The organism is Streptomyces sp. NPDC096176 (assembly GCF_044763255.1).
Lineage (GTDB): Bacteria > Actinomycetota > Actinomycetes > Streptomycetales > Streptomycetaceae > Streptomyces.
The window spans coordinates 186,226-210,608 of sequence record NZ_JBIWFV010000001.1 but is presented as its reverse complement, the minus strand read 5'-3'; the positions used below and the strand labels follow the sequence as shown (position 1 = coordinate 210,608).

The 24,383-nt window shown below is 68.9% G+C and carries 30 protein-coding genes; 10 read left to right on the top strand and 20 right to left on the bottom strand.

The features are described from left to right. Positions 1-86 precede the first annotated feature (86 nt). On the bottom strand, positions 87-1,667 hold the full coding sequence (locus tag ACIQ7Q_RS01130; RefSeq protein ID WP_403854947.1) for a GMC oxidoreductase: 1,581 nt from the start codon (positions 1,665-1,667) through the stop codon (positions 87-89). 260 nt (positions 1,668-1,927) lie between these two features. Here ACIQ7Q_RS01130 and ACIQ7Q_RS01125 point away from each other — a divergent pair, with 260 nt between their 5' ends. Together ACIQ7Q_RS01125 and ACIQ7Q_RS01120 are read left to right on the top strand one after the other, a co-directional pair. Further along, positions 1,928-2,074 carry a hypothetical protein gene (locus ACIQ7Q_RS01125; RefSeq protein WP_403854945.1) on the top strand — a complete coding sequence of 49 codons (147 nt, stop codon included), beginning with the start codon at positions 1,928-1,930 and terminating at the stop codon, positions 2,072-2,074. An 11-nt stretch (positions 2,075-2,085) separates the two neighbouring features. Continuing rightward, positions 2,086-2,433 (top strand): hypothetical protein, encoded by a 348-nt coding sequence (locus ACIQ7Q_RS01120; protein ID WP_403854943.1) that lies wholly within the window; start codon positions 2,086-2,088, stop codon positions 2,431-2,433. Positions 2,434-2,759: 326 nt separating this feature from the next. Here the strand turns inward: ACIQ7Q_RS01120 and ACIQ7Q_RS01115 are convergent, their stop codons facing one another. Then, positions 2,760-3,149 carry a hypothetical protein gene (locus ACIQ7Q_RS01115; RefSeq protein WP_403854942.1) on the bottom strand — a complete coding sequence of 130 codons (390 nt, stop codon included), beginning with the start codon at positions 3,147-3,149 and terminating at the stop codon, positions 2,760-2,762. Between the two features lie 170 nt (positions 3,150-3,319). Here ACIQ7Q_RS01115 and ACIQ7Q_RS01110 point away from each other — a divergent pair, with 170 nt between their 5' ends. Together ACIQ7Q_RS01110 and ACIQ7Q_RS01105 are read left to right on the top strand one after the other, a co-directional pair. Further along, entirely contained in the window at positions 3,320-3,907 is a 588-nt protein-coding gene (locus ACIQ7Q_RS01110; protein ID WP_403854940.1) for a hypothetical protein, read from the top strand. After that, complete coding sequence (locus tag ACIQ7Q_RS01105; RefSeq protein ID WP_403854938.1) at positions 3,904-4,227, top strand: hypothetical protein; 324 nt, start codon at positions 3,904-3,906, stop codon at positions 4,225-4,227. The genes ACIQ7Q_RS01110 and ACIQ7Q_RS01105 overlap by 4 nt, the downstream gene beginning before the upstream one ends. A 59-nt stretch (positions 4,228-4,286) precedes the next feature. Here the strand turns inward: ACIQ7Q_RS01105 and ACIQ7Q_RS01100 are convergent, their stop codons facing one another. From ACIQ7Q_RS01100 to ACIQ7Q_RS01085, 4 genes are read right to left on the bottom strand one after another with little or no spacing between them, the layout of a single operon-like run. After that, positions 4,287-5,225 (bottom strand): cyclase family protein, encoded by a 939-nt coding sequence (locus ACIQ7Q_RS01100; protein ID WP_403854936.1) that lies wholly within the window; start codon positions 5,223-5,225, stop codon positions 4,287-4,289. Positions 5,226-5,238: 13 nt separating this feature from the next. Continuing rightward, positions 5,239-7,089, bottom strand: a complete 1,851-nt coding sequence (locus tag ACIQ7Q_RS01095) for a glycoside hydrolase family 15 protein (RefSeq protein ID WP_403854934.1) — start codon at positions 7,087-7,089, stop codon at positions 5,239-5,241. A 28-nt stretch (positions 7,090-7,117) separates the two neighbouring features. Beyond that, the gene (locus tag ACIQ7Q_RS01090; protein ID WP_403854932.1) at positions 7,118-7,399 is read right to left on the bottom strand and encodes an SHOCT domain-containing protein; all 282 of its coding nucleotides are present in this window, start codon (positions 7,397-7,399) and stop codon (positions 7,118-7,120) included. Positions 7,400-7,440: 41 nt separating this feature from the next. Then, a complete protein-coding gene (locus tag ACIQ7Q_RS01085; protein ID WP_403854930.1) occupies positions 7,441-7,893 on the bottom strand; it encodes a DUF6325 family protein in 453 nt (150 codons plus the stop codon). A 276-nt stretch (positions 7,894-8,169) separates the two neighbouring features. Between ACIQ7Q_RS01085 and ACIQ7Q_RS01080 the strand changes: the two genes are divergently transcribed. The 5 genes from ACIQ7Q_RS01080 to ACIQ7Q_RS01060 all read left to right on the top strand — a co-directional run bounded on the left by ACIQ7Q_RS01080 (position 8,170) and on the right by ACIQ7Q_RS01060 (position 11,636). Then, the gene (locus tag ACIQ7Q_RS01080; protein WP_403854928.1) at positions 8,170-8,625 is read left to right on the top strand and encodes a hypothetical protein; all 456 of its coding nucleotides are present in this window, start codon (positions 8,170-8,172) and stop codon (positions 8,623-8,625) included. A gap of 128 nt (positions 8,626-8,753) precedes the next feature. Beyond that, positions 8,754-9,221 (top strand): FG-GAP repeat domain-containing protein, encoded by a 468-nt coding sequence (locus ACIQ7Q_RS01075; RefSeq protein WP_403854926.1) that lies wholly within the window; start codon positions 8,754-8,756, stop codon positions 9,219-9,221. Continuing rightward, positions 9,221-9,604: a hypothetical protein gene (locus ACIQ7Q_RS01070; protein ID WP_403854924.1), complete on the top strand. Its 384-nt coding sequence runs from the start codon at positions 9,221-9,223 to the stop codon at positions 9,602-9,604. The genes ACIQ7Q_RS01075 and ACIQ7Q_RS01070 overlap by 1 nt, the downstream gene beginning before the upstream one ends. Positions 9,605-9,694: 90 nt before the next feature. Further along, on the top strand, positions 9,695-10,690 hold the full coding sequence (gene coaA / locus ACIQ7Q_RS01065; RefSeq protein ID WP_403854922.1) for a type I pantothenate kinase: 996 nt from the start codon (positions 9,695-9,697) through the stop codon (positions 10,688-10,690). 10 nt (positions 10,691-10,700) lie between these two features. Beyond that, on the top strand, positions 10,701-11,636 hold the full coding sequence (locus ACIQ7Q_RS01060) for a DUF389 domain-containing protein (RefSeq protein WP_403854919.1): 936 nt from the start codon (positions 10,701-10,703) through the stop codon (positions 11,634-11,636). 46 nt (positions 11,637-11,682) lie between these two features. On the opposite strand, the gene glmM is transcribed toward ACIQ7Q_RS01060, so the two are convergent. The 4 genes from glmM to ACIQ7Q_RS01040 all read right to left on the bottom strand — a co-directional run bounded on the left by glmM (position 11,683) and on the right by ACIQ7Q_RS01040 (position 16,050). Continuing rightward, positions 11,683-13,041 carry a phosphoglucosamine mutase gene (gene glmM / locus ACIQ7Q_RS01055; RefSeq protein ID WP_403854916.1) on the bottom strand — a complete coding sequence of 453 codons (1,359 nt, stop codon included), beginning with the start codon at positions 13,039-13,041 and terminating at the stop codon, positions 11,683-11,685. A gap of 131 nt (positions 13,042-13,172) precedes the next feature. Then, positions 13,173-13,691: a 30S ribosomal protein S9 gene (gene rpsI, locus ACIQ7Q_RS01050; RefSeq protein ID WP_356631638.1), complete on the bottom strand. Its 519-nt coding sequence runs from the start codon at positions 13,689-13,691 to the stop codon at positions 13,173-13,175. A gap of 41 nt (positions 13,692-13,732) precedes the next feature. Continuing rightward, on the bottom strand, positions 13,733-14,176 hold the full coding sequence (gene rplM / locus ACIQ7Q_RS01045; RefSeq protein ID WP_356631640.1) for a 50S ribosomal protein L13: 444 nt from the start codon (positions 14,174-14,176) through the stop codon (positions 13,733-13,735). A gap of 254 nt (positions 14,177-14,430) precedes the next feature. After that, a complete protein-coding gene (locus ACIQ7Q_RS01040; protein WP_403854912.1) occupies positions 14,431-16,050 on the bottom strand; it encodes an ABC-F family ATP-binding cassette domain-containing protein in 1,620 nt (539 codons plus the stop codon). Between the two features lie 55 nt (positions 16,051-16,105). Here ACIQ7Q_RS01040 and ACIQ7Q_RS01035 point away from each other — a divergent pair, with 55 nt between their 5' ends. Further along, positions 16,106-17,065 carry a hypothetical protein gene (locus ACIQ7Q_RS01035; RefSeq protein WP_403854909.1) on the top strand — a complete coding sequence of 320 codons (960 nt, stop codon included), beginning with the start codon at positions 16,106-16,108 and terminating at the stop codon, positions 17,063-17,065. On the opposite strand, the gene truA is transcribed toward ACIQ7Q_RS01035, so the two are convergent. From truA to secY, 10 genes are all read right to left on the bottom strand, one after another. Further along, positions 17,036-17,920, bottom strand: coding sequence for a tRNA pseudouridine(38-40) synthase TruA (gene truA, locus ACIQ7Q_RS01030; RefSeq protein WP_403854906.1), 885 nt, complete (start codon positions 17,918-17,920; stop codon positions 17,036-17,038). The genes ACIQ7Q_RS01035 and truA overlap by 30 nt on opposite strands. 79 nt (positions 17,921-17,999) lie before the next feature. Further along, a complete protein-coding gene (gene rplQ, locus ACIQ7Q_RS01025; protein WP_403854903.1) occupies positions 18,000-18,491 on the bottom strand; it encodes a 50S ribosomal protein L17 in 492 nt (163 codons plus the stop codon). Positions 18,492-18,598: 107 nt separating this feature from the next. Next, entirely contained in the window at positions 18,599-19,621 is a 1,023-nt protein-coding gene (locus tag ACIQ7Q_RS01020; RefSeq protein WP_003956430.1) for a DNA-directed RNA polymerase subunit alpha, read from the bottom strand. Between the two features lie 125 nt (positions 19,622-19,746). Continuing rightward, the gene (rpsK, locus tag ACIQ7Q_RS01015; RefSeq protein WP_003948617.1) at positions 19,747-20,151 is read right to left on the bottom strand and encodes a 30S ribosomal protein S11; all 405 of its coding nucleotides are present in this window, start codon (positions 20,149-20,151) and stop codon (positions 19,747-19,749) included. Between the two features lie 68 nt (positions 20,152-20,219). After that, on the bottom strand, positions 20,220-20,600 hold the full coding sequence (gene rpsM / locus ACIQ7Q_RS01010) for a 30S ribosomal protein S13 (RefSeq protein WP_159688557.1): 381 nt from the start codon (positions 20,598-20,600) through the stop codon (positions 20,220-20,222). A 196-nt stretch (positions 20,601-20,796) separates the two neighbouring features. Continuing rightward, a complete protein-coding gene (gene rpmJ, locus ACIQ7Q_RS01005; protein ID WP_003956441.1) occupies positions 20,797-20,910 on the bottom strand; it encodes a 50S ribosomal protein L36 in 114 nt (37 codons plus the stop codon). Between the two features lie 57 nt (positions 20,911-20,967). Next, positions 20,968-21,189 carry a translation initiation factor IF-1 gene (infA, locus tag ACIQ7Q_RS01000; RefSeq protein WP_003956442.1) on the bottom strand — a complete coding sequence of 74 codons (222 nt, stop codon included), beginning with the start codon at positions 21,187-21,189 and terminating at the stop codon, positions 20,968-20,970. A 154-nt stretch (positions 21,190-21,343) separates the two neighbouring features. Next, a complete protein-coding gene (map, locus tag ACIQ7Q_RS00995; RefSeq protein WP_403854900.1) occupies positions 21,344-22,180 on the bottom strand; it encodes a type I methionyl aminopeptidase in 837 nt (278 codons plus the stop codon). Between the two features lie 102 nt (positions 22,181-22,282). Further along, the gene (locus ACIQ7Q_RS00990; RefSeq protein ID WP_403854897.1) at positions 22,283-22,948 is read right to left on the bottom strand and encodes an adenylate kinase; all 666 of its coding nucleotides are present in this window, start codon (positions 22,946-22,948) and stop codon (positions 22,283-22,285) included. Continuing rightward, positions 22,948-24,267, bottom strand: coding sequence for a preprotein translocase subunit SecY (gene secY, locus ACIQ7Q_RS00985; protein WP_403854894.1), 1,320 nt, complete (start codon positions 24,265-24,267; stop codon positions 22,948-22,950). The genes ACIQ7Q_RS00990 and secY overlap by 1 nt, the downstream gene beginning before the upstream one ends. Between the last annotated feature and the right edge of the window lie 116 nt (positions 24,268-24,383).

Genomic DNA, 24,383 nt, shown 5'->3' with positions numbered 1-24,383 from the left:
ACAAGCACCGCCGCACGGCGGAAACGCGTATTCATGCGCCGTCTTGGGCCGTTGGGCAGAGGTTGTTCGCCCGGTCGGCCGATCGGTCAGCTCAGCCGATCGACGATGTGGTCGCCGACCCGCAGGGCGTTGGCCATGGCCGTCAGGGACGGGTTCACCGCGCCGATGCTGGGGAAGAAACTCGTGTCCACCACGTACAGGTTGTCCAGGTCGTGCGCCTTGCAGTGGACGTCCAGGGCCGAACTGCCGGGGTCGTCGCCGAACCGGACCGTGCCCGCCTGGTGCGCAGTGGCCCCGATGGGCATGCCCTTGTGGAGATAGATGCTGTGCGGCAGCAGATGCTGCTCGTGCATGCCCAGGTGCCCGAGCATGCCCTGCAGCTTGTGCCTCAGGCGCTTCAACCCGGCCGTGTTGTTCTTCTCGTCGAGGGAGAGGTGGATCCTTCCCTCTCCGTCCAGCGTGACGCGGCTGTCCGCAAGAGGAAGGTCCTCGCCGCACAGCCAGAAGTCCACGGCGTGATGGGCCAGCACCTCGAACGGCATGTCCGGCATCACCGCACCGGCCCAGCGCGGGGCCTCGCCGTGGATCTGCTCGGCGTCCGACTTGCCAAGCATCTGGATCCCGCCCAGCGGGTAGTCCCAGTCGTCCGCGCCCAGGTACCAGTCGTGCAGCGCGAGGGTTTTCTGGAACTGGGTGTCGTTGGGCTCCTGCGACACCGCCATGAGCGCGAGGTTGTTGTGCCGCATGTAGTGCCGGCCGACCAGGTCGGAGCTGTTGGCCAGCCCCCTGGGATGCCGGTCGTTCGCCGAGGCCAGCAGCAGTGCGGCGGAGTTCACCGCGCCGCACGCCACGACGACGATGTCCGCCTCGTACCGCGCCGGTGTCCCGTCGGCCAGCTGCGCCACGACCGTGCTGACGCTGCGTCCGGTGCCGTTGGTCTCCAGCCGCGTCACCCGGGCACCGGTGATCATCTCGACGCCCGGATGCGCCAACGCGGGCTCGACGCATACCACTTGCGCATCGGACTTGCCACGGACGAGGCAGGGGAAGCCGTCCACCCGGTTGCAGCGGATGCACACGCTGGAATGTGTCGCGCGGCCCTGTTCGTCCTGGCTGAGATTGACCCCGATCGGCAGGTGGAAGGGGTGCAGCCCCTGCTTCTCGAGGTCGTCGCTCAGCTGCTGGATCCGCGGCTCGTGCTCGACCGGCGGATACGCGTACTGCGCGCTCACCGCCCCTTCGCCCGGGTCCTCGCCGTGCCGGCCGTGCACGAGATAGAGGTGCTCGGCCTGCGTGTAGTACGGCTCCAGGTCCTCGTAGCGGATCGGCCAGGCCGGCGAGACGCCGTCGTGATGGCGAATCTCGCCGAAGTCCTCGGGGCGCAGCCGGAAGAGGGCGGCGCCGTAGAACTTGGTGTTGCCGCCGACGTAGTAGTTGACCTCCGGCGGGAAGGCGTCGCCGTGCTTGTCGATCCAGAACTCCGGGGCGCGGTACTTGCCCTTGACGAACACGGCCGTCGAGTCCCAGTTGTCCCGTTCGCGCGGAAGATAGTCACCGCGTTCGAGAATGAGCACCCGTTTCCCGGACGGCGCAATGCGGTGGGCCAGCGTTCCGCCGCCTGCTCCGGTACCGATGACAATCACGTCGTAGTGCGGGGCGTCGCCCACGGCGACCACCGTCCTTGCGTATCGTCCGTACAAGACGTCCCTCTTAAAACGTATCCCTCCTCCCGGCCCCCGGCGACCGGACCGGAGGCGGGAGCGCACATGCGGGCACGGCCGGACAGACGGACGCTGCAAGCAATCCGACCGGCATACGCAAGTTGTCCGGTCCGTCGGCCGTAACAAGCCGAGGGAACGCTCCATGGTCACTCATACGGCATGGGCGGGAAGGCAGCAGATCGCACGGCAGCGGCGCCGCCGAGGGGATGACGTTCGCGGGCGTCCTCATGGTGGTGGGCGGCATCGTGAGCGTCTTCTCGGACATCTCCGCCATCGCCGACGACGACGTGTGCGTCGCCACGCGCAACTGCATCTTCGGGCTCAGCCCGACCGGTTGGGCCGGCTCCACCTGATCCCGGGCGTCGTGCTCGTGCTCGCCGGATTCGCGTTGTTCAGGGGTGCCGTCCAGGTCCGTGCCCTCGGCATCGCGCTTGCCGGTCTCGGCCTGATCGCGAACTTCCTGTGGTTGCCCCACCACCCGTTCCGGGCACTGGCGCTGATCGCGCTCGACGTGTTCGTCATCCGGGCGTTGTGCCTCTCGCCCTGGCCGGGGAGGTTCCGGGCCGTTGTGCCTCTCGCCACGGCCGGGGAGGTTCCGGGCGTTGTGCCTCGCGCCACAGCCGGGGAGGTTCCGGGCGTTGTGCCTCGCGCCACAGCCGGGGAGGTACTGACACCTCGCCAGTCCCGGGCGACCGCTCCGGTCGCGGGATGAGGCGGGAGCGCTTTTCCTGGACGGGCGACGGCTGCTCCGCCGCCCGCGGGCCCCGTCGCACCTGACGAAGGAGCGCTCCATGGCACCCCACGCAGCTTCGGACCGGATCCGTCCGGCACAAATGGCGGTGGCTCGCGCCCGCCTGACGACCGGGAACGGCTGGAGGACCTGCAACGCCGCATCACGGACCTGGAAAGCTCCGGCAACCGCCGCCGGCACAGGGGGCGGTCGGTGCTCTCCGCCGTACTGGTGGTCCTGGCCGCCGTCCTGTCCGTGCTCTCGGTCGTCGCCGTGTGGGCCGACAGCATCGTGGAGGACACCGACCGCTACGTGGAGACGGTCGCGCCGCTCGCCAAAGATCCGGCCGTACAGACCGCGGTGACCAACCGGGCCACGACCGAGATCCTCGACCGGATCGACGTGAAGGCCCTGGTGGCGGACCTCTCGGCCACGGCGAAGCAGGACGGGGTGCCTCCCGCCGCGGCCGAACTGATCGGTGGTCTCAGCGGACCGATCGAGAACGGGCTGAAGGAGCTGATCAGCAGCACCGTCCGGCGTATCGTCTCCGGCCCCGCGTTCCAGACCCTGTGGATCGACGGCAACCGGGCCGCGCACAGGACGCTGAACAAGGCGCTGACAGGAAAGGGCGGGGGCACCGTCTCGTTGGAGAACAACGAGGTCGTCGTCGACCTGGGCCCCGTCGTCGACAGAGCCAAGGACGAACTGGTGAAAGCCGGATTCGCCCCTGCCGCGAATATCCCCGAAGTGCACACCCACTTCGTGGTGTTCGCATCCGAGGACCTCGGCGAGATCAAGACGTACATGCGGATCCTGCAGATCGTCGGCACATGGCTGCCGGTCGTGACCGTTGTGATCGCCGCCGCCGGTGTACTCCCTGGCGGCGCACCGCCGCCGGGCCCTCATCGCGGTCGCGCTGAGCATCGCGTTCGCCATGCTGGTCCTGGGTGTCGGCCGCACCATCTTCCGCAGCATCTATCTCGACCGCCTGCCACCGGGCGTCTCCCAGCCCGCGGCAACCGCCGTCTTCGACACACTCGTCAGATTCCTGCGTGCCTCGGTGCGCGCCCTTGGCGCTGTGGCCCTGGTGACCGCCATCGGCGCCTTCCTCACCGGGCCCTCCAAGACGGCGGGCACGGTGCGACGGGCCTGCGTCACCGGGATCGGGGCCGTGCGCGGGGTCGCCCTGTCGGCCGGGCTGCGGCTGGGCCCGGTGGGGCGGTTCACGCACCGCTACAAGCCGTGGACCGGCGGCGCCATCCTGCTGGTTGCGGTGCTGGTGCTGGTCACCTGGTCCTACCCGACCACGGCGGTGGTGCTCTGGATCGTGGTTGCGTTGCTCGCCGCATTCGCCATCCGTGAGTTCCTGGACGCCGCGGAGGACGGCGCTACCGCCCGCGACGCGGGCGGCGGAACCGGACCGCCCGGAGCCGACAGCATGCTCCGGCCGTCGTGACGGTACGCGCGGACAGCACGGCCGGGCACGGGCCGCGGCGTGCGCGGCCGCTGCCGGCGGTGGCGATCGGCGGGTCGTCCCGGCAGTGGCCGCGGGTACGGCAGCGGCGACGACGTGCGCCCCTGCGGCTGCCCGTCAGCAGCGTGGTCCTCGTGGTCCTGCTACTCGGGAACGCCGACTCGACACCCGTGGTGGTCCGGGCCGCCGTGGTCGCCTTCGCCACGACCGAGCTCCTGCCTACCGGACCGTCGGCCGAGCTGCCACCCCCGCGGAAGCCGGGCAAGCGGGACAGGTCCACGGGCGGGAGCGCGACGGCCTGACACGGGCGCCCCCCGCGACTGGCGGGGACCCGCGCGGGCGCCCGCGGCGCCCGGCGGTCTCACAGGATCGCGAGGGGATTCACCGGCGACCCGGTTGCCGCGGGAAGCCGGAGCGGGGCGATCACGCACAGGAACGACCAGCGGTCCTCCTCCTCGCAGAGGGGCACCAGGTCCTCGAACTGCAGATAGTCCAGCAGGTGCAGGCCCATCGCGTGGACCCCCAGGACATGTACGGGGAAGCCGACGCCCTCGACCGCGCTGGGGGCCGTGTCGTTGTTGCCGTCACCGCCGAGTACGGCCACTCGCCGGTCGGCCAGGAACGTCATGGCGGTGGGATGGAGACCGGCCCTCGCCTGCGCCGCGTTCCACGCCCCGAGGCTGCTGCGGCGACGGCGGTGTCCCACCCGGACGAAGAGCAGGTCCCCCGCGGTGACCTCGATGTGCTGGGCCTTCTCGGCAGCGGCCAGGTCCGCTCCGGTGACGTGGTCGCCCGGCTCCAGCCACGGGACACCACGCAGCCGGGGGATGTCGAGCAGCACCCCTCTGCCGACGATCCCGTTCCGTGCCAGGTCGACGGAGAGGGCGCCCGCTCCGTCGACGGTGAGCGTGTCCGCGGGGACCCCACCGTGCAGGGTGCCGTCGTAGACGACGTGGCACAGAGCGTCGATATGGCTGTCGGCGTCACCGTGCACGTTCATCGCGAATCGGTCCCGCGCGAACCCGAGCCCCCGCGCGGCGACCGCACCGGTCATCCGGTGGGAGCAGGCGTCGGGGTTGTCCGGTCCCGGCACCGCCTCCACGGCCGCGGCGAGCGTCACCGTCCGCCCCGACCTCACCTGCCGGGCAGCCTGCCGGACCGTGTCCGCGGTGATCCTGTCCAACGCTCCGCGGCCGGCCTCCGCCGTCGAACGGACGTCGCGCCGAAGCCGTTCGTACAGCCGCGCGAACGCGGGGCCGTCGAGTGGGGCGCCCCGACCAAACTCTCCCTCGTGTGCCATGTGCCGCGGGTCCTCAGATGAATACGGGCCGCACCGGCGGCACCACATGCCCCGATTGCTGATTGAGGGCGTCGTCGAGGGTGGTGGCGGCCATGATCAGGGACAGGTGGGTGAACGCCTGTGGGAAGTTGCCGAGTTGTTCGCCGCTCGGGCCGATCTCCTCGGCGAACAGGCCGACATGGTTGGCGTACGTGTGCATCTTCTCGAAGGCATACCGCGCCTGAGGGATGCGGTCGGCCCTGGCGAGCGCGTCGACATAGAGGAACGTGCACAGGCTGAACGTGCCCTCGGAGCCGCGCAGGCCGTCGGGGGAGGCCGCGGGGTCGTAGCGGTAGACAAGACTGTCCGAGACGAGCCTGCGGTCCACGGCGTCGAGCGTCTGCAGCCATCCGGGGCTCTTGGGTGCCAGGAACCGGAGGCGCGGGATGAGCAGCAGCGAGGCGTCCAGCACATCGTCGTCGTAGTGCTGGACGAGCGCCTTCTCCTTGGTGCTCCAGGCCCGCTCCATCACCTGCTCCAGGATCGCGTCGCGTGCGGCGGTCCATCGGACGGTGTCGGCGGGCCTGCTGAACTCCGCCGCGAGGCACAGTCCGCGGTCGAAGGCGACCCAGCACATCACGCGGCTGTAGGTGAAGTCCTTGCGGCCGCCCCGGGTTTCCCAGATGCCCTCGTCCGGCCGGTCCCAGTTCTCGGCGAGCCAGTCCAGCGTGGCGGCCAGCCCCTTCCAGCCGTGGTATCCGGTCTGGACCCCCACCTCGCGCCCCTCCGCCATGGCGTAGAGCGCCTCACCGTAGATGTCGAGCTGGACTTGGTCCATCGCGGCGTTCCCGGCCCGTACCGGGGACGAGCCGCGGTAGCCCTCGAGATGGCCAAGGATCTCCTCCGGGATGTCGGGATCCCCGTCGACCCGGTACATGATCTGAAGGCGTTCGCCCGGCAGGTCCGCCCGGTCGCGCATCCGGTCGCCGAGCCAGCGGGTGAACCGGGCGGCTTCCTCGACGAACCCCAGGTCCAGCAGTGCCCGCACCGACAGCGACCCGTCACGCACCCAGGTGTACCGGTAGTCCCAGTTGCGCTCGCCGCCGACCTGCTCGGGCAGCCCCATCGTCGCCGCGGCGACGGGAGCACCCGTGGGCGCGTAGGTCAGCAGCTTCAGCGTGATGGCCGAGCGGTTGACCATGTCGGACCAGCGGCCGTTGTACCGGGAGGTGTGCAGCCAGTCCTGCCAGAACGCACCTACGGCGAACATCCGGTCGGCAAGTCCGTCCACGGTGACGGGAGCCGGCAGTTCACCGTCCCGGTCGCAGACGGTGAACGCGGTCGCCGCCGCCTCGCCCGCCCGCAGTGTCACCTCGCCCCGGACGTCCGTCCCGTCGCTCTGCAGGGGGAAGGTGGCCTGGAGGTAGGCGGTCTGCTCCGGTGCCCGGAAGGCCGCGGCCTCCGGGCGCAGGTCGAGCTCGTGCGTTGCCCGGCCGTAGTCGAACCGCGGTCGGCACTCCAGCCGGAAACGCACCGTACCGCGTACCGACCTCACGACCCGCACCAGTGTGTGCCGGTCGGTCGGTGTGAGTGTGCGGTCCGGCTCCATGCAGTCGATGACCTCGCCGACGCCCTCGGGCGACATGAACCTGGTGACCAGGATTGCCGTGTCCGGGTAGTAGATCTGTCTGCAGGCAGGGTCGGATGCGTCCGGAGCGAGCACGAAGTATCCGCCGCGGTCGTGGTCGAGGAGAGCGGCGAAGACGCTGGGCGAATCGAACCGGGGAGCAGCGAACCAGTCGACGACACCCTGGAACGACACCAGCGCAGCTGTCTGCAGGTCACCGATCAGACCGTGATCGGCGATGAGGGGATAGCGGTCCATGGCGACTCCGACGGGGCCGGGGGTTCGTTCAGGAGTTGAGAAGGCGGCTCTTCTGGGCCTCGAACTCGGCGTCGGAGAGAACCCCTTGCGCCTTGAGGTCGGCCAGGTCCTTCAGCTGGGCGATCCTGCCTTCCATCGAGGACTCCGGCGGAGGGGGCGCGCCGTAGCCCGGCGGCGGCTCGGCGGGGGTCCCCGCACTGTCCTGCTGCGCCCATCGGCCGGCCTGGCGGCGCGACACTCGCTTGGACACCGCGGTGGCAGTGCCGGCGACGACGGCGGTGCGTGCGACTCCACGAAGTAGACCTGGCATGAGATGCGTCCTTGTCGTAGGGGCAGCCCCTGCGGGCCGCCTCAGGCGGCGGACCGGGCCTCGGCCGCGTCGAGGGAAGCCAGGAGGTCCTGGACCGGGATCCGTCCGTTGGCCACCATCCGGGCGCCGCTGCGCCGCAGCGCAGCCGTCAGGGGCCCGGCCCACACGTTCTCGTAGACGATGATGCCCGCGGAGTTCCCCGGTTCGAGGACGGATGCGGCGTCCTGGATGTCCTCCTCGTCCAGCAGTCCCGAAGAGGCACCGTCGAAGACCGCCAGGTCGAGTTCGCCGTCGCCGTCGAAGTCGGCGAGCTCCAGCCCTCTGACCGTCCCGTCCGCGTCCCTGCCGACGAACGTGAGGTCAAGGATCCGGATGATGTGCCGGTCCTCGAGCTCGAGGAGCAGCGGCAGTGCCTCGCCCGTCATCCGGTTTCCGGGAAACTCCAGGACCAGATAGTCGACAGGTCCCATTTCGGCGGATTCATCGACACTCATACCGACTCCTCGCGTGGCTCGGTTTCGGCTGGTGCGCGTGGCTCAGTTCGACGGGGTGGCCGGGAAAACCTCCGCTGTGCGGGCGGCCGGGCCGCCGGATCCACTGCGTCACCGCATTTCATTGCATCATCGCGGGGAACTCCACGCACCTCGGACCGGACCGGCGAGACCGGACGGCTGCGGCCCGTCGCCTCCCAACGGGCGGCCAATTCTGGCGCTCCCCCCGGGCTCGTGTCTCGCTGGGCTCGGGGCGGGCAGCGTCCCCACGCCAGGCAGGTGGGCCCGCCCGGGGGAACACGCCTCGAGCAGCTGGCGTGGATCGCGGGCTGGCTGCTCGTCGTTCTGGTCCAGGGCCCGCTGCACGACGGCTTCGGCGTCGGTCCGTGGCTGGGCATTCCCGTGACGACGATCGCGCTGACAGCAGTCTGGTGGTGGGCCCAGCATCTGCTGATGGCCGGTCGGGTGCGCTGGCTGCCGCTGCTGCCCGGTGCGTTCCTCACCGCGGCGGCGCTGACGGTCCTGTCGGCCACCGCCCGCATCTACATGCCGCACGCGCTCAACCGCAGCATCCAGGAGTACGGTTCGGTCGGCTCGGTCTTCACCATGCCCTCGTGGCTGATCGTGGTCTGCGCCACGATCGCCGTCTGCATCACGATCGGGGCCGTCCTGGCGGAGGAGCCGTGGTCGGCCCGGCGCCTGGGGCCCGGGCCGGGCACGGCCGCCGGCGGCTAGTTCCGTACGCCGCGTGTCGGTTCCCACCGAGCGGACCGGCCCGATCCGAATAAACTCCGCGGCCCGGCAACCCCGCCCTGATCACCCACAACGGTGACTTCCTCCCGGGTGACGGCATTCAGGACCTGATGGCCCGTATGCCGGACGGAAAGCTCTACATCTACCGGGGCGACGGCTACGGCAGCGTCGACGTCTCCAAGCGGGTCGAGGTCCGCATGCCGACGGGCGCTCCCGACACCGCCGCCCTGACACAGATCCTCGCCGCCGGCGACATCACGGGCGACAAACGCCCCGAGGTGTTCGCCACGGCAGGCGATGCCCTCTGGGTGTTCACCGGCTACACCGGCGGCGCTTTCGGCAGCGCGATCCGGCTCTCGGGCAGCGCCTGGACCGCACGCGACGTGGTCGCCGTGGGCGACTACAACAAGGACGGTGCCGCGGATCTGGTCTACCGCTCCTTCACCTCCGGCCGCCTGCTGCTCCGCCACGGCAAGCCGCACGCCGAGACGGTCACGGACCTGCCTTCCATCGGGAGCGCGGCGGCCTCGCTGAAGGGCGTCGACGCGGCACCGGCTGGACCAGCACCAACATCCTGATGATGACGGGAACGCCGGACGTCACCGGTGACGGCATCCCGGACATCTGGGCGCTGGAATCGGCGGGCAAAGTCCGGTTCTACAAGCCGTCGGCGACCGATACGGGCGCTGGCACCACCGTGATCATCGGCGGCTGGGAGGCGAAGAAGGCCTTCGCTGACCTCGCGCCGAACCGCATGACCGCACTCCGAACCGCAAGAAGTGGGCGCGTCCACCACACCCGGTGGGCGCGCCCCGCGCGTTTCCGCGCCCTACCGCATTGCAGCGCCCCGCGGCGACCCGGTCGCACCTTCGCCCGGTACGCCCGCGTCGCCGGCGGACAGAACACCAGCGAGATGCCGGCCGCCCGCACCACGGCCCGGCCACCGGCCCCATGGCTGTGATGCACACCACTGCATCCGCCGTGGAGCTCCCGGCCCCCGCGTGACCGAGCACACCACCCATAACCGAGCCGTACGCACGACAATGACCCTGTGATCACTTCGCCGCCACGAAGCGCCCACCGCCGGGCCGAGCACGCGTCGACGCCGTACGTCGACCTCACCCGCGCGGAGTGGAGCGCCCTGCGCGAGAAAACGCCGCTGCCCCTCACCGCCGAGGAGGTCGAGCGGCTCCGCGGGCTCGGCGACGTCATCGACCTCGACGAGGTGCGGGACGTCTACCTCCCGCTGTCACGCCTCCTCAACCTCTACGTCCAGGCCAGCGCCGGGCTGCGCGGCGCGCTCAACACGTTCCTCGGCGACGCCGGGAACGGGCACGGTGCGCAGCGCGGCACGCCCTTCGTCATAGGGGTCGCCGGATCCGTCGCCGTCGGCAAGTCCACCGTGGCCCGGCTTCTCCAGGCCCTGCTGGCACGCTGGCCCGAGCATCCGCGGGTCGAGCTCGTCACCACCGACGGGTTCCTGCTGCCGATGAAGGAGCTTCAGGCCCGCGGCCTGATGTCCCGCAAGGGCTTCCCCGAGTCGTACGACCGACGGGCACTGACCCGGTTCGTCGCCGACATCAAGGCCGGCAAGGACGAGGTCACCGCGCCCGTCTACTCGCACCTGATCTACGACATCGTTCCGGACGAGCGCCTGACGGTGCGCCGCCCCGACATCCTGATCGTCGAGGGGCTCAACGTCCTGCAGCCCGCGCTGCCCGGCAAGGACGGCCGCACCAGGGTCGGTCTCGCCGATTACTTCGACTTCAGCGTGTACGTCGACGCGCGGGCGGAGGACATCGAGACCTGGTATCTCAACCGTTTCCGCACGCTGCGGGAGACGGCGTTCCAGAACCCGTTCTCGTACTTCAGGAAGTACACCCAGGTCTCCGAGGAGGAGGCGCTCGACTACGCCCGCACCATGTGGCGCACCATCAACAAGCCCAATCTGCTGGAAAATGTGGCGCCGACGCGCGGCCGCGCCACACTGGTGCTGCGCAAGGGCCCTGACCACAAGGTGCAGCGGCTGTCACTGCGCAAACTCTAGGAGCTCCTGCGTGCTGCATCTGCGGCTGATCACCCCGGCCGACCGCACCACGGAAGTGGTCGACCTGCTCGAGAAGACCGTCGGCACGACGCATCTCGCGGTTGTCCCGGGTGCCGCCCGTGACCCCGAGGGCGACCTGGTCATGTGCGACGTGGCGCGTGAGGCGGGCGACGAGCTGCTCGCGGGGCTGCGGGCGCTGGGCATCGACGAGTGCGGTTCGATCGCCGTCGAGAACATCGACCTCTCGCTGTCGGAGCGCGCGGAGAAGGCCGAGAAGGAGGCCCCGGGCGAGGCCGCGGACGCGGTGCTGTGGGAGCAGCTGTCGGACGCGACGCACGAGGAGTCGACACTCAGCGTCACGTTCATCGCGTTCCTGGCGCTGGCGACGATGATCGCCGCCTGCGGTGTGGTGCTGGACAACGCGATCCTGATCGTGGGCGCCATGGCGGTGGGACCGGAGTTCGGGCCGCTGGCCGGCTTCTGCACGGCCGTCGTCCGGCGCGCGCCGCGCCTCGCGCTGCGGTCGTTCGTCGCCCTGATCGCCGGGTTCGCCGCGGCGATGCTGGTGACGGTGGGCTTCAGCTACTTCATGGACGCGGTGCATCTCTTCGAGGAGTCGAGGCTGCAGGCCGAGCGTCCCAACACGAACTTCATCTACCGACCCGACTGGTTCTCGTTCGTCGTCGCGCTCCTGGCCGGCTCGGCCGGGATGCTGTCGCTGACCTCGGCGAAGTCCGGCGCCCTGGTCGGCGTCGCGATCTCCGTCACGACGGTCCCGGCGGCGGCGAACGCGGCCGTCGCCTTCAGCTACGGCTCCTACAAGCAGGCGTGGGGCTCGGCCGAGCAGCTGCTGCTGAACATGCTGGGCATCGTCCTCGCCGGGACACTGACGCTGATCACGCAGAAGTACTTCTGGCATCTGAGCCGGAAGAGGGCCCGTACGTGACCGTACGAGCCCTCCACCCGGCGCTGTCCTTCGACAGGTCTGGCTCCTAGCCGAGCGCGGACTTCACCACGTCGGCCAGTCGGCCCGCCACGCTCCGCGCCTGCTCGATGTCGGCGGCCTCCACCATGACGCGCACCAGGGGCTCGGTGCCCGAGGGGCGCAGCAGGACGCGGCCGGTCGAGCCGAGCTCGCGCTCCGCCTCCGTGACGGCGTGCGCCAGCTCCACGGAGGTCTGCACCCGGGACTTGTCCACGTCGGGAACGTTGACGAGGACCTGCGGCAGGCGCTCCATCACGGCGGCCAGCTCGGCAAGCGAACGGCCCGTCGCGGCGAGACGGGCCGCGAGCATCAGTCCGGTCAGCGTGCCGTCGCCGGTCGTCGCGTGGTCGAGCACGATGACGTGGCCGGACTGCTCGCCGCCGAGGCCGAAGCCGCGGGCCTTCATGGCCTCCAGGACGTACCGGTCGCCGACCGCGGTCTGCACCAGCTCGACGCCCTCGCGCTCCATCGCCAGTTTGAAGCCGAGGTTGGACATGACCGTGGCGACGACCGTGTTGCCGCGCAGCGTCCCGGCCTCGCGCATGGCGAGCGCCAGGACGGCGAGGATCTGGTCGCCGTCGATCTCGTTGCCCTGCGCGTCGACCGCGAGGCAGCGGTCCGCGTCGCCGTCGTGCGCGATGCCGAGGTCGGCGCCGTGCTCGACGACGGCGGCCTTCAGCAAGTCCAGGTGTGTCGACCCGCAGCCGTCGTTGATGTTGAGGCCGTCGGGCTCTGCGCCGATCGTGACGACCTCGGCCCCGGCCCGCGCGAACGCCTCCGGCGACACGCGGGAGGCGGCGCCGTGCGCCTCGTCGAGGACGACCTTCAGGCCGTCGAGCCGGTTCGGTAGTACGGCGATGAGGTGCGCGACGTACTTGTCGAAGCCCTCGTCGTAGTCCGTCACACGGCCGACGCCGGCGCCCGTCGGCCGCTCCCACGGCTCGCCTGTCCGGTGCTGGTCGTAGACCTGCTCGATGCGGTCCTCGAGCTCGTCGGCCAGCTTGTGGCCGCCGCGGGCGAAGAACTTGATGCCGTTGTCCGGCATGGCGTTGTGGCTGGCGGAGAGCATCACGCCGAGGTCGGCGCCGAGCGCGCCGGTCAGGTACGCGACGGCCGGGGTCGGCAGCACGCCGACGCGCAGCACGTCGACGCCCGCGCTCGCCAGGCCCGCCACGACGGCGGCCTCCAGGAACTCTCCGGAAGCGCGGGGGTCGCGGCCGACGACCGCGGTCGGGCGGTGGCCCGCGAACGTACCCGCTTCGGCGAGCACATGCGCCGCCGCGACCGACAGACCGAGCGCGAGCTCAGCCGTCAGATCGGCGTTCGCGACACCGCGTACACCGTCCGTGCCGAAGAGTCGTCCCACAGTTGTCCTCCGAGAATGCTGAATGCTCGAACCGTTCTCGTCCGAGGCAGTCGATAAACGAACGCCCCGGCAGCACGAGTGCCGCCGGGGCGAACGAAAAGCCGTACAGGGATCTGCAGGCAGCCTGCGATTTAGCGCTTGCTGTACTGCGGGGCCTTACGGGCCTTCTTGAGACCGGCCTTCTTGCGCTCGACCGCACGGTCGTCGCGGGAGAGGAAGCCGGCCTTCTTGAGCGCGCCGCGGTTGTTGTCCACGTCCGCCTCGTTCAGCGCACGGGCCACACCGAGGCGCAGGGCGCCGGCCTGGCCGGAGACGCCGCCACCCGAGATGCGGGCGATGACGTCGTAGCGGTTGTCGAGCTCGAGCACCTTGAAGGGCTCGTTGACTTCCTGCTGGTGCACCTTGTTCGGGAAGTAGTCCTCGAGGGTGCGACCGTTGATCTTCCACTTGCCGGTGCCCGGAACGATCCGGACGCGGGCAATGGCGTTCTTGCGACGGCCCAGGCCGGCGGCCGGCTGGGGCTCGCCGAAGCGGGAAGCCATGGACTCGGAGGTGTACTCACCCTCGACCGGGGCGTCCGACTCGAAGGTGGTGACCTCCGCGTAGGTCTCTTCGCCCTCGACGGGGGTCTCAACAGTGGTCTCGGCCACGATTCTCCTCAGATTCTTTTCGTCTTAGGGGGTGGCCGGACTTACTGCGCGACCTGGGTGATCTCGAACGGGACCGGCTGCTGGGCAGCGTGCGGGTGGTTCTCGCCCGCGTAGACCTTCAGCTTCGAGAGCATCTGACGGCCCAGGGTGTTCTTGGGGAGCATGCCCTTGACGGCCTTCTCGATGGCCTTCTCGGGGCTCTTCTCGAGCAGCTCGTCGTAACGGATGGAACGCAGACCACCCGGGTAGCCGGAGTGGCGGTACGCCATCTTCTGGGTCCGCTTGTTGCCGGAGAGGTGCACCTTCTCCGCGTTGATGATGATGACGAAGTCACCAGCGTCAACGTGCGGCGCGTAGATCGGCTTGTGCTTGCCCCGGAGAAGGGTAGCGGCGGTGGTCGCCAGACGGCCCAGGACGATGTCCTGCGCGTCGATGATGTGCCACTGGCGCGTCACATCGCCGGGCTTGGGGCTGTACGTACGCACGGTCGTAGCCTTCGCTTCTTCAGTGAGTGTGGTCCTGACAAGGCCACCCGGACGATCACGACAGCCCTGGCCGCACGCGGGGACGCAACCCGAATGCCTGCCGCTGGTCATCGGCCCGGTGGACCGGCGTAAGGGCCCCTCACGTGAGATAGAGCAAGCCAATACGCATAACGAACCAGCAGAATACCCGCGCTGCACCCGGCGGGTCAAAACCGGGTCCGGCTCGCCCTCCGCGAACCCCTCCGGCAGCGGAACTACCGCGCCCGCTCGACCCTGCGCTCGTCCCACACCGGCGCCGGCGTCTCCCGGACCACGCCGTCCGAACCGAACACCAGATACCGGTCGAAGGAGCGCGCGAACCAGCGGTCGTGCGTCACCGCCAGGACGGTGCCCTCGTACGACTCCAGGCCCTCCTGGAGCGCCTCCGCGGACTCCAGGTCCAGGTTGTCCGTCGGCTCGTCCAGAAGCAGCGCGGTCGTGCCTTCGAGCTCCAGCAGCAGGATCTGGAAGCGCGCCTGCTGGCCGCCCGACAGCTTCTCGAAGGGCTGATCGCCCTGCCGTTCCAGCTCGTACCGGCGCAGGACCGACATCGCCCCGCCCCGGTCCTTTGCGTGCTCCGTCCACAGGATGTCCACCAGGGTGCGGCCCAGCAGCTCCGGGTGGGCGTGGGTCTGGGCGAAATGGCCGGGCACCACGCGGGCGCCGAGCTTCCACTGCCCCGTGTGCGCGACCGTGTCCCCCGCCAGCAGCCGCAGGAAGTGCGACTTCCCGGAGCCGTTCGAGCCGAGGACCGCGACCCGCTCGCCGTAGAAGATCTCCAGGGAGAACGGCTTCATCAGACCGGTGAGCTCGAGATCGGTGCAGGTCAGTGCCCGGACGCCGGTCCGTCCGCCCTTGAGCCGCATCGTGATGTCCTGCTCGCGCGGCGGCTCCGGCGGCGGGCCGGCCTCCTCGAACTTCTTGAAGCGCGTCTGCATCGCCCGGTACCGCGAAGCCATGTCGGGGCTGTTGGCCGCCTGCTGCCGCAGCCGCAGCACCAGGGCCTTCAGCCGGGCGTGCTCCTCGTCCCAGCGCCGCTTCAGTTCCTCGAAGCGGGCGAAACGCTCCCTTCGCGCCTCGTGGAACGTGGCGAAACCGGCTCCGTGCACCCACACGTCCGACCCGGCAGGACCGGGCTCCACGGCCACGATCCGCTCGGCCGCCCGCGCCAGCAGCTCCCGGTCGTGGGAGACGAAGAGAACCGTCTTGCGGGTCTCCTTCAGCCGGTCCTCGAGCCACCTCTTGCCCGGCACGTCCAGGTAGTTGTCGGGCTCGTCGAGCAGCAGCACCTCGTCGGGCCCGCGCAGCAGCGCCTCCAGCACGAGCCGCTTCTGCTCGCCCCCGGACAGCGTCCGCACCTGGCGCCACTGCGCCTTCTCGTACGGCACGCCCAGCGCCGCCATGGTGCACATGTCCCAGACGGTCTCCGCCTCGTACCCGCGCGCCTCCGCCCAGTCGCTCAGCGCCTGCGCGTACCGCATCTGCGCGGCCTCGTCGTCGACGGTCATGATCGCGTGCTCGGCGGCGTCGACCGCGGCCGCCGCCTCCGTGATCCGCGGTTGGGCCACCGAGACGAGCAGGTCCCGGACCGTGCGCTCGTCGCGGACCGAGCCGACGAACTGCCGCATCACTCCGAGCCCTCCGCTCACGGTGACAGAGCCACCGTGCGGCTGGATCTCCCCCGCGATGAGCCGCAGCAGCGTCGTCTTGCCGGCGCCGTTGGCGCCCACCAGGGCCGCGACCGCGCCGTCACCGACCCGGAACGACGCATCCGAGAGGAGCACCCGCCCATCCGGTAGGTAGTACTCCAGATGCGCCGCTTCCACATGTCCCATGGCCCGATTCTGACCGCAGACCCCGGTTTCGCCCAACAGGTTTAGGATGCGCGGCATGAGCTTTGGGCACGGGGGACCTCAGTGGGGTTCCGGCGGACAGAACCAGGACCCGTACAACCAGGGCCAATTCGGGCAGAACCAGTACGGCCAGGGACAGTACGGTCAGCAGTCCTTCGACCCCTTCGACAGCCGGTCCGACAGTGACGCGGGCACGCCGGACTGGGCCGCGCTCGCCGACGCCTCCGCCACCCGTGCGCGCCGCAGGCGTTGGCTCATGATCGGTGGCGGCGCGCTCGCGACCGCGCTCGTCGCCGGCGCCGTCGCGACCGCCATCGTCTCGTCCAACAAGGACAGCGACAACAGCGCCTCCGACAAGAGCTCCAGTCTTCCCGCGCCGCCCGAACTGCCCGCGGACACGACCCAACCGGAACCGTCCTTCTCCTCCGTGGCCCCGCTGCCCCCGCCGAACCCCAAGGAGTTCATCTCCGAACGGAAGAAGGACACGCTGCCACTGAGCGCCGAATCCCTCTTCCCCGGCAAGAAGTTGACGATGGGCGACCGCGTCTACGACAAGGGCGCCACGTCACGCACCGGCAACTGCGGCTCCGTCACCAAGGGCGCCCTCGGCTCCGTTCTCGAGAAGAACGGCTGCGACCAGGTCTTCCGCGCCACCTACAGCAAGGACGGCATCGCGGTCACCATCGGCGTCGCGACCTTCGAGAACGAGGCGAAGGCCAAGAAGGCCGTGGAACAGGCGTCGGGCAGCGTGGTGCCCCTGACGGGCTCCGGGGTTCCCGCATTCTGCAAGGGGGGCCCGGTCTGCCGGTCCACCTTCAATTCGTACGGGCGGTACTTCTACGCCACCATCACCGGCTACACCAAGGCCAAGTCCGTCACCAAGGGCGACACCGCGGCCTACGAGACCGGCGACGACCTGGGCGAGTTCACGTTCCGCCAGATACGGCGACGCGGCGAGGCGCAGGCCTCAGCCGCAGCCGGCGCACCCGCCCAGTAGCGGGACGGAACGAGCCCCCGGCAGCGAACGCCGGTTGCGGGCCTCCAGGTTGCGGGCGGCCAGCAGCTCGTCCGCCGGGTAGCCGACCTCCTCGAGCGTGAGCCCGTGCGGCCGCACGACATGGACGGCCGAGTCCCGCACCCCCGCGGCCAGCACCTTCGCGGGCCACTCCACCGGCCGGTGTCCGTCGCCGACGAACAGCAGCGCGCCGACCAGAGAGCGCACCATGTTGTGGCAGAAGGCGTCGGCCTTCACGGTGGCGGTGATGACCCCGGAGGCGTCCCTCTCCCAGGACAGTTGCTGCAGGGTGCGGATGGTCGTGGCGCCGTCGCGCTTCTTGCAGTAGGCCGCGAAGTCGTGCTCGCCGAGCAGCCCTTGCGCGGCAGCGTTCATCGCCGCCACGTCCAACGGCCAGTCGTGCCACAGGACATGACTGCGCAGCAGGGGGTCGACGCCGCCGGGGTTGTCCGTCACGCGGTACGCGTACCGCCGCCAGATCGCCGAGAACCGCGCGTTGAAGCCCTCCGGCGCCTCTGCCACGCTCCAGATGCGCACATCGCGTGAGAGCCGCCCTGCAAGCCTCTTGAGCAGCTTGTCGCGGTGCTCGGCCCAGACGTCCTCCGGCAGGTCCACGTGCGCCACCTGCCCACGCGCATGCACCCCGGCGTCCGTACGCCCGGCGACCGTCAGCTCGTACGTCCGGGACGAGCGCGTCACCGTGCGCAGCGCGTCCTCGATCTCGCCCTGCACGGTGCGCCGCCCGCCGGCCTGCTTCGCCCAGCCGGAGAAGTCCTTGCCGTCGTACGAAAGATCCAGTCGCACCCGGACGTGCCCGGGCTCCACCTCGTCGCTCACGCGATCCATCCTCTCAAGCAGAACGGGCCCGTACCCCCGAGGGGAATACGGGCCCGTCCGTCAGCCTTCAGAACGCGGTTCAGGCGTCCTTCGACTCGGCCGGAGCCTCGGCAGCCTCGTCGGCCTTGGTGTCCTCGGCCTTGGCCTCCTCGGACTCCTTGACCGCACGCTTGGTGGCGGCCTCGGCCTCGGCGACGGTCGCCTTCTTCGCGATCTCACCCTCGACCAGCTCGATCACAGCCATCGGGGCGTTGTCGCCACGACGGTTGCCGATCTTGGTGATGCGGGTGTAGCCGCCGGGACGCTCCGCGTAACGCGGGGCGATCTCGGTGAAGAGCGTGTGCACGATGCCCTTGTCCGTGATCGTCTGCAGCACCAGGCGACGGTTGTGGATGTCGCCCTTCTTCGCCTTGGTGATCAGGCGCTCGGCGACCGGACGCAGGCGGCGGGCCTTGGCCTCGGTCGTGGTGATGCGGCCGTGCTCGAACAGCGACTTCGCCAGGTTCGCGAGAAGCAACTTCTCGTGAGCGGCGCTGCCACCGAAACGGGCTCCCTTGGTGGGACGCGGCATGGGTTTCTCCTTGTGATCTGCACCGGCCGTATCAGGTACCGGTGTCAGTTACCGGCGGACGGGCGCCCGCCGGAAGTGGGGGCCGGGCCCGAAGGCCCGGCTCGAACTCAGTACTGCTCGGTCTCGACGAACCCGGCGTCCGCGTCGTCGTCGGCGCCGAAGGCGTCGGCGGCGGCGGTCGGGTCGAATCCGGGCGGGCTGTCCTTGAGGGCCAGGCCCATGCCGGCCAGCTTCGCCTTGACCTCGTCGATCGACTTCGCACCGAAGTTGCGGATGTCGAGCAGGTCGGCCTCGGAGCGCGCCACGAGCTCACCCACGGAGTGGATGCCCTCACGCTTGAGGCAGTTGTACGAGCGAACGGTGAGCTCGAGCTCCTCGATCGGCAGCGCCAGGTCGGCGGCAAGGGCGGCGTCCGTGGGGGACGGGCCCATGTCGATGCCCTCGGCGTCGATGTTGAGCTCACGGGCCAGACCGAACAGCTCGACCAGGGTCTTGCCTGCGGACGCCATGGCGTCACGGGGGCGCATGGCCTGCTTGGTCTCGACGTCGACGATCAGCTTGTCGAAGTCGGTGCGCTGCTCGACTCGGGTCGCCTCGACCTTGTAGGTGACCTTGAGGACCGGCGAGTAGATGGAGTCGACCGGGATACGGCCGATCTCCTGGCCCACCTGCTTGTTCTGCACGGCGGAGACGTAACCGCGACCGCGCTCGACGGTCAGCTCCATCTCCAGCTTGCCCTTGCCGTTGAGCGTGGCGAGCACCAGGTCCGGGTTGTGCACCTCGACACCGGCCGGCGGGGCGATGTCAGCAGCGGTGACCAGGCCGGGGCCCTGCTTGCGCAGGTACATCACGACCGGCTCGTCGTGCTCCGAGGAGACGACCAGCTGCTTGATGTTCAGGATGAGGTCGGTGACGTCCTCCTTGACGCCCGGCACGGTGGTGAACTCGTGCAGGACACCGTCGATGCGGATGGACGTGACCGCCGCACCCGGGATCGAGGAGAGGAGCGTACGGCGGAGGGAGTTGCCGAGCGTGTAGCCGAAGCCCGGCTCCAGGGGCTCGATGACGAACCGCGAGCGGTACTCGTCAACAACCTCTTCGGTCAGCGAAGGGCGCTGAGCGATAAGCATGGTGTTGTTTCCTTCAGTCGTGGACGCCCGCTATTTGACGTCCTACAGGTACTGCCTACAGCAAGGGTACGGGCGGCTCGGCACAGAAGCACCGAACCGCCCGAATCCGAACAAGCAGCCGTGCGTCAGACGCGGCGACGCTTGGGCGGACGGCAGCCATTGTGCGGCGTGGGGGTGACGTCCTGGATCGAGCCGACCTCGAGGCCGGTGGCCTGGAGGGAGCGGATCGCGGTCTCACGGCCGGAGCCGGGACCCTTGACGAAGACGTCGACCTTGCGCATGCCGTGCTCCTGCGCGCGGCGGGCGGCCGACTCGGCGGCCATCTGCGCGGCGAAGGGGGTGGACTTGCGCGAGCCCTTGAAGCCGACGTGGCCGGCGGAGGCCCAGGAGATCACGTTGCCGGTCGGGTCCGTGATGGACACGATCGTGTTGTTGAACGTGCTCTTGATGTGCGCGTGGCCGTGAGCGACGTTCTTCTTTTCCTTGCGGCGCACCTTCTTGGCAGCGCCCTGACGACCCTTGGGGGGCATCTATAACTCCTACGGGGAGGTGGTCGGTCCTACAGCGAAGACCGCTGGTAAAGCGTGTCCGCTGAGGACTACTTCTTGCCCGGCTTCTTCTTACCGGCGATGGCGCGACGCGGACCCTTGCGGGTGCGGGCGTTCGTGCTGGTGCGCTGACCGTGGACCGGCAGGCCGCGGCGGTGACGCAGACCCTGGTAGCAGCCGATCTCGACCTTGCGGCGAATGTTGGCCTGGATGTCGCGGCGGAGGTCACCTTCCGTCTGGAAGTTGACATCCACGTACTCGCGGATCTTGACCAGGTCCTCTTCGGCCAGGTCACGAACGCGGACGTTCGGGTCGACACCGGTGGCGGCGAGGGTCTCCTGGGACCGAGTGCGGCCGATGCCGAAAACGTACGTGAGGGCGACCTCGATGCGCTTGTCGCGCGGGAGGTCAACGCCTTCAAGGCGTGCCATTCATGGCTCCTGATGTATGCGGAGGTCTTCCGCAGAGTCGTTCCGTGGCCGCCGACCCTTGATTGAAGAGAGGGTGGTGCGGACCAGGTCCCCGGCCTCCACCGGGGGTGTCGCCGGCCGAAGCCAGGCGGACCCTGCGTATGTACATGTTTTTACGTGCGTCGCGCGAAGAACTGCGAGTGCAGGTGGTCGTGCGTCAGCCCTGGCGCTGCTTGTGGCGCAGGTTGTCGCAGATGACCATGACCCGGCCGTGACGGCGGATCACCTTGCACTTGTCGCAGATCTTCTTGACGCTCGGCTTGACCTTCATGGGATGTGAGGTTCTCCGGGTCAGTGCCGACACCCCGCGAGGGGGGTGCGACAAGATCTACTTGTACCGGTAGACGATCCGGCCACGCGTCAGGTCGTACGGAGAGAGCTCCACCACGACCCGGTCGTCCGGGAGGATACGGATGTAGTGCATCCGCATCTTGCCGGAGATGTGCGCGAGGACCTTGTGACCGTTCTGGAGCTCCACCTTGAACATGGCGTTCGGGAGAGACTCGATCACGGTGCCCTCGATTTCGATGGCACCTTGCTTCTTGGCCACGCTTCGCCTTTCGAATCGGCTACCTTGATCGACTCCCGTCACCGTGTGCGGACACACGGGTACACGAGAGCCGACGCATCAGTCTACGTCAGGGGCATCCAAAAGACGAATCCGCCAAGTCTGCCCATGCGTGAAGATCGTTAAGCCCCGCGGGTCAGGCGAGCGGATCCGGGGCGGCGGTGACGCCCAGCTCCGCCAGCTTCGCCTTGCCTCCGTCGGGGGCGGTCAGCACCAGCGGCCCCTGCTCGGTGAGCGCCACCGAGTGCTCCCAGTGGGAGGACCAGGTGCCGTCCGTCGTGATGACGGTCCAGTCGTCGGAGAGCACCTCGGTCTGCGCCGTGCCGAGGGAGACCATCGGCTCGATCGCCAGGCAGAAACCGGGCACCAACTTCGGCCCCTTGCCGCGCTTGCGCGAGACGTAGTTCAGCAGGTGCGGGTCCATGTGCATCTCGGTACCGATGCCGTGGCCGCCGTAGTCCTCGATGATCCCGTACTTGCCCGTCGCGGGCCGGGGCTGCCGGCGGATGTACGTCTCGATGGCACGGGAGACGTCGACGAGCCGATTGCCGTTCTTCATCGCGGCGATGCCCGCCCACATCGACTCCTCGGTCACCCGGGAGAGCTCCAGGAGCTCCGGCGCGTGGCCGCTGCCCACGAAGGCGGTGTACGCGGCGTCGCCGTGCCAGCCGTCGATGATCGCGCCGCAGTCGATGGAGATGATGTCGCCGTCCTTGAGCACGGTCTTGTCGTCGGGGATGCCGTGGACGACGACCTCGTTGACCGAGGTGCAGATCGTCGCGGGGAAGCCGCCGTACCCGAGGAAGTTCGACTTGGCGCCGTGATCGGCGATCACCTTGCGCGCCACCTCGTCGAGGTCCTTGGTCGTGGCGCCGGGCACCGCGGCCTCGCGGGTCGCCGCGTGGATGGCGGCGACGACCAGTCCCGCCTCGCGCATCTTCGCGATCTGCTCGGGGGTCTTGATCTGCACCATTGCGGCTCGTGCCTTTCTCGACAAGGGTTCGGGGCTTATCAACGATACGGCCGCGGCGTCCGAAGGACACCGCGGCCGTAACTGTCGGACTGTGCGAACAGGTCAGGCCTGTGCGGCCTTGTCGACCTTGAGCGCTTCCATCGCCCGGGCGGTCACGTCGTTGACCTTGCCGAGCGCGGAGATGGTGACCACCAGGCCCTGGGCCCTGTAGTAGTCGATGATCGGCTCGGTCTGCGTGTGGTAGACCTCGAGCCGCTTGCGGACGGTCTCCTCGGAGTCGTCGTCGCGCTGGTACAGCTCGCCGCCGCACTCGTCGCAGACGCCCTCTGCCTTCGGCGGGGAGTACGTCACGTGGAAGACGTGCGCGCTGTTGTTGCGGCAGACGCGACGGCCGGCGATCCGCTTGACCACCTCGTCCTCGGGAACCTCCAGGTCGAGCACGGCGTCCAGCTGGACGCCCTCGCCCTTGAGCATCTCGTCGAGCGCCACGGCCTGGCCCACGTTGCGCGGGAAGCCGTCCAGCAGGAAGCCGTTCACCGCGTCCGGCTGGGACATGCGGTCCTTGGCCATCCCGATGGTCACCTCGTCGGGGACCAGGGTGCCGGCGTCCATGTACGCCTTGGCCTGCTTCCCGAGCTCGGTGCCCTGGGAGATGTTGGCGCGGAAGAGGTCGCCCGTGGAGATGTGCGGGATCGACAGGTTCTTGGCAAGGAACGCGGCCTGCGTTCCCTTCCCGGCACCGGGCGGCCCGACGAGGACGATTCGCATCAGCGGAGGAACCCTTCGTAATTGCGCTGCTGGAGCTGGCTCTCGATTTGCTTCACGGTCTCCAGACCCACACCCACGATGATGAGGATGCTCGTCCCGCCGAACGGGAAGTTCTGGTTCGCGCCTCCGAAGCCTGCCAACGCCATCGTCGGAACAAGAGCAATCAGACCCAGGTACAGCGAGCCCGGCCAAGTGATCCTGTTGAGCACGTAGCTCAGGTACTCGGCAGTAGGTCGACCAGCCCGGATACCCGGGATGAAGCCACCATACTTCTTCATGTTGTCCGCGACTTCCTCGGGGTTGAACGAGATCGCCACATAGAAGAAGGCGAAGAACACGATCAGAAGGAAGTACGTGACGATGTAGTAGGGGTGATCACCCTTGACGAAGTGGGCTTCGATCCAGGTTTTCCAGGCCGACTGCGAGTTCGAGAACTGCGCGACGAGCGCCGGGATGTAGAGCAGCGACGAGGCGAAGATGACAGGAATCACACCCGCCTGGTTCACCTTGAGCGGGATGTAAGTGGACGTACCGCCGTACGACCTCCGCCCGATCATGCGCTTCGCGTACTGCACGGGGATGCGCCGCTGGGCCTGCTCGACGAAGACGACGAGCGCCACCATCACGAAGCCGATCAGGATCACCGTGCCGAACTCGATCCAGCCCTGGGCGAGCTTGCCGCTCTCCTTGATGGCCCACAGGGCACCCGGGAAGCCGGCGGCGATCGAGATGAACATGAGGATCGACATACCGTTGCCGATGCCGCGGTCGGTGATGAGCTCACCGAGCCACATGACGGCGGCGGTACCGGCCGTCATGGTGATGACCATCACGGCGGTGGTGAAGATCGACTGGTCCGGCACGATCTCGTTGCCGACCGGGCAGCTGGCGAACAGCGCGCCGCTCCGGGCGGTGGCGACGAGGCCGGTTCCCTGCAGCACGGCCAGCGCCACCGTCAGGTAACGCGTGTACTGCGTGATCTTCGCCGTGCCGGACTGACCCTCCTTCTTGAGGGCCTCCAGCCGCGGAATGACCACGGTCAGCAGCTGCAGGATGATGCTCGCCGTGATGTACGGCATGATGCCGAGCGCGAAGATGGTGATCTGCAGCAGCGCTCCGCCGCTGAACATGTTCACCAGCCCGAACAGGCTGTTATTGCCCTTCGTGGCCGCATCCACACAGATCTGGACGTTCTGGTAGTTGACTCCGGGAACCGGGATATGCGATCCGAGTCGGTACAGAACGACGATGGCAAGTGTGAAGAGCAGCTTCTTGCGCAGGTCGGGCGTCTTGAACGCCCGGGCGAACGCGGTGAGCACGGTGCCTCCTGCGACCCCCGCGCTACTGCGTCAGAGGTGACGGTATTGAGGATCGACGAATACGTAACAGGCAAATCCGCTCGGCCTGCCAGTAGGCACACCGGGCTGAAGTTAAC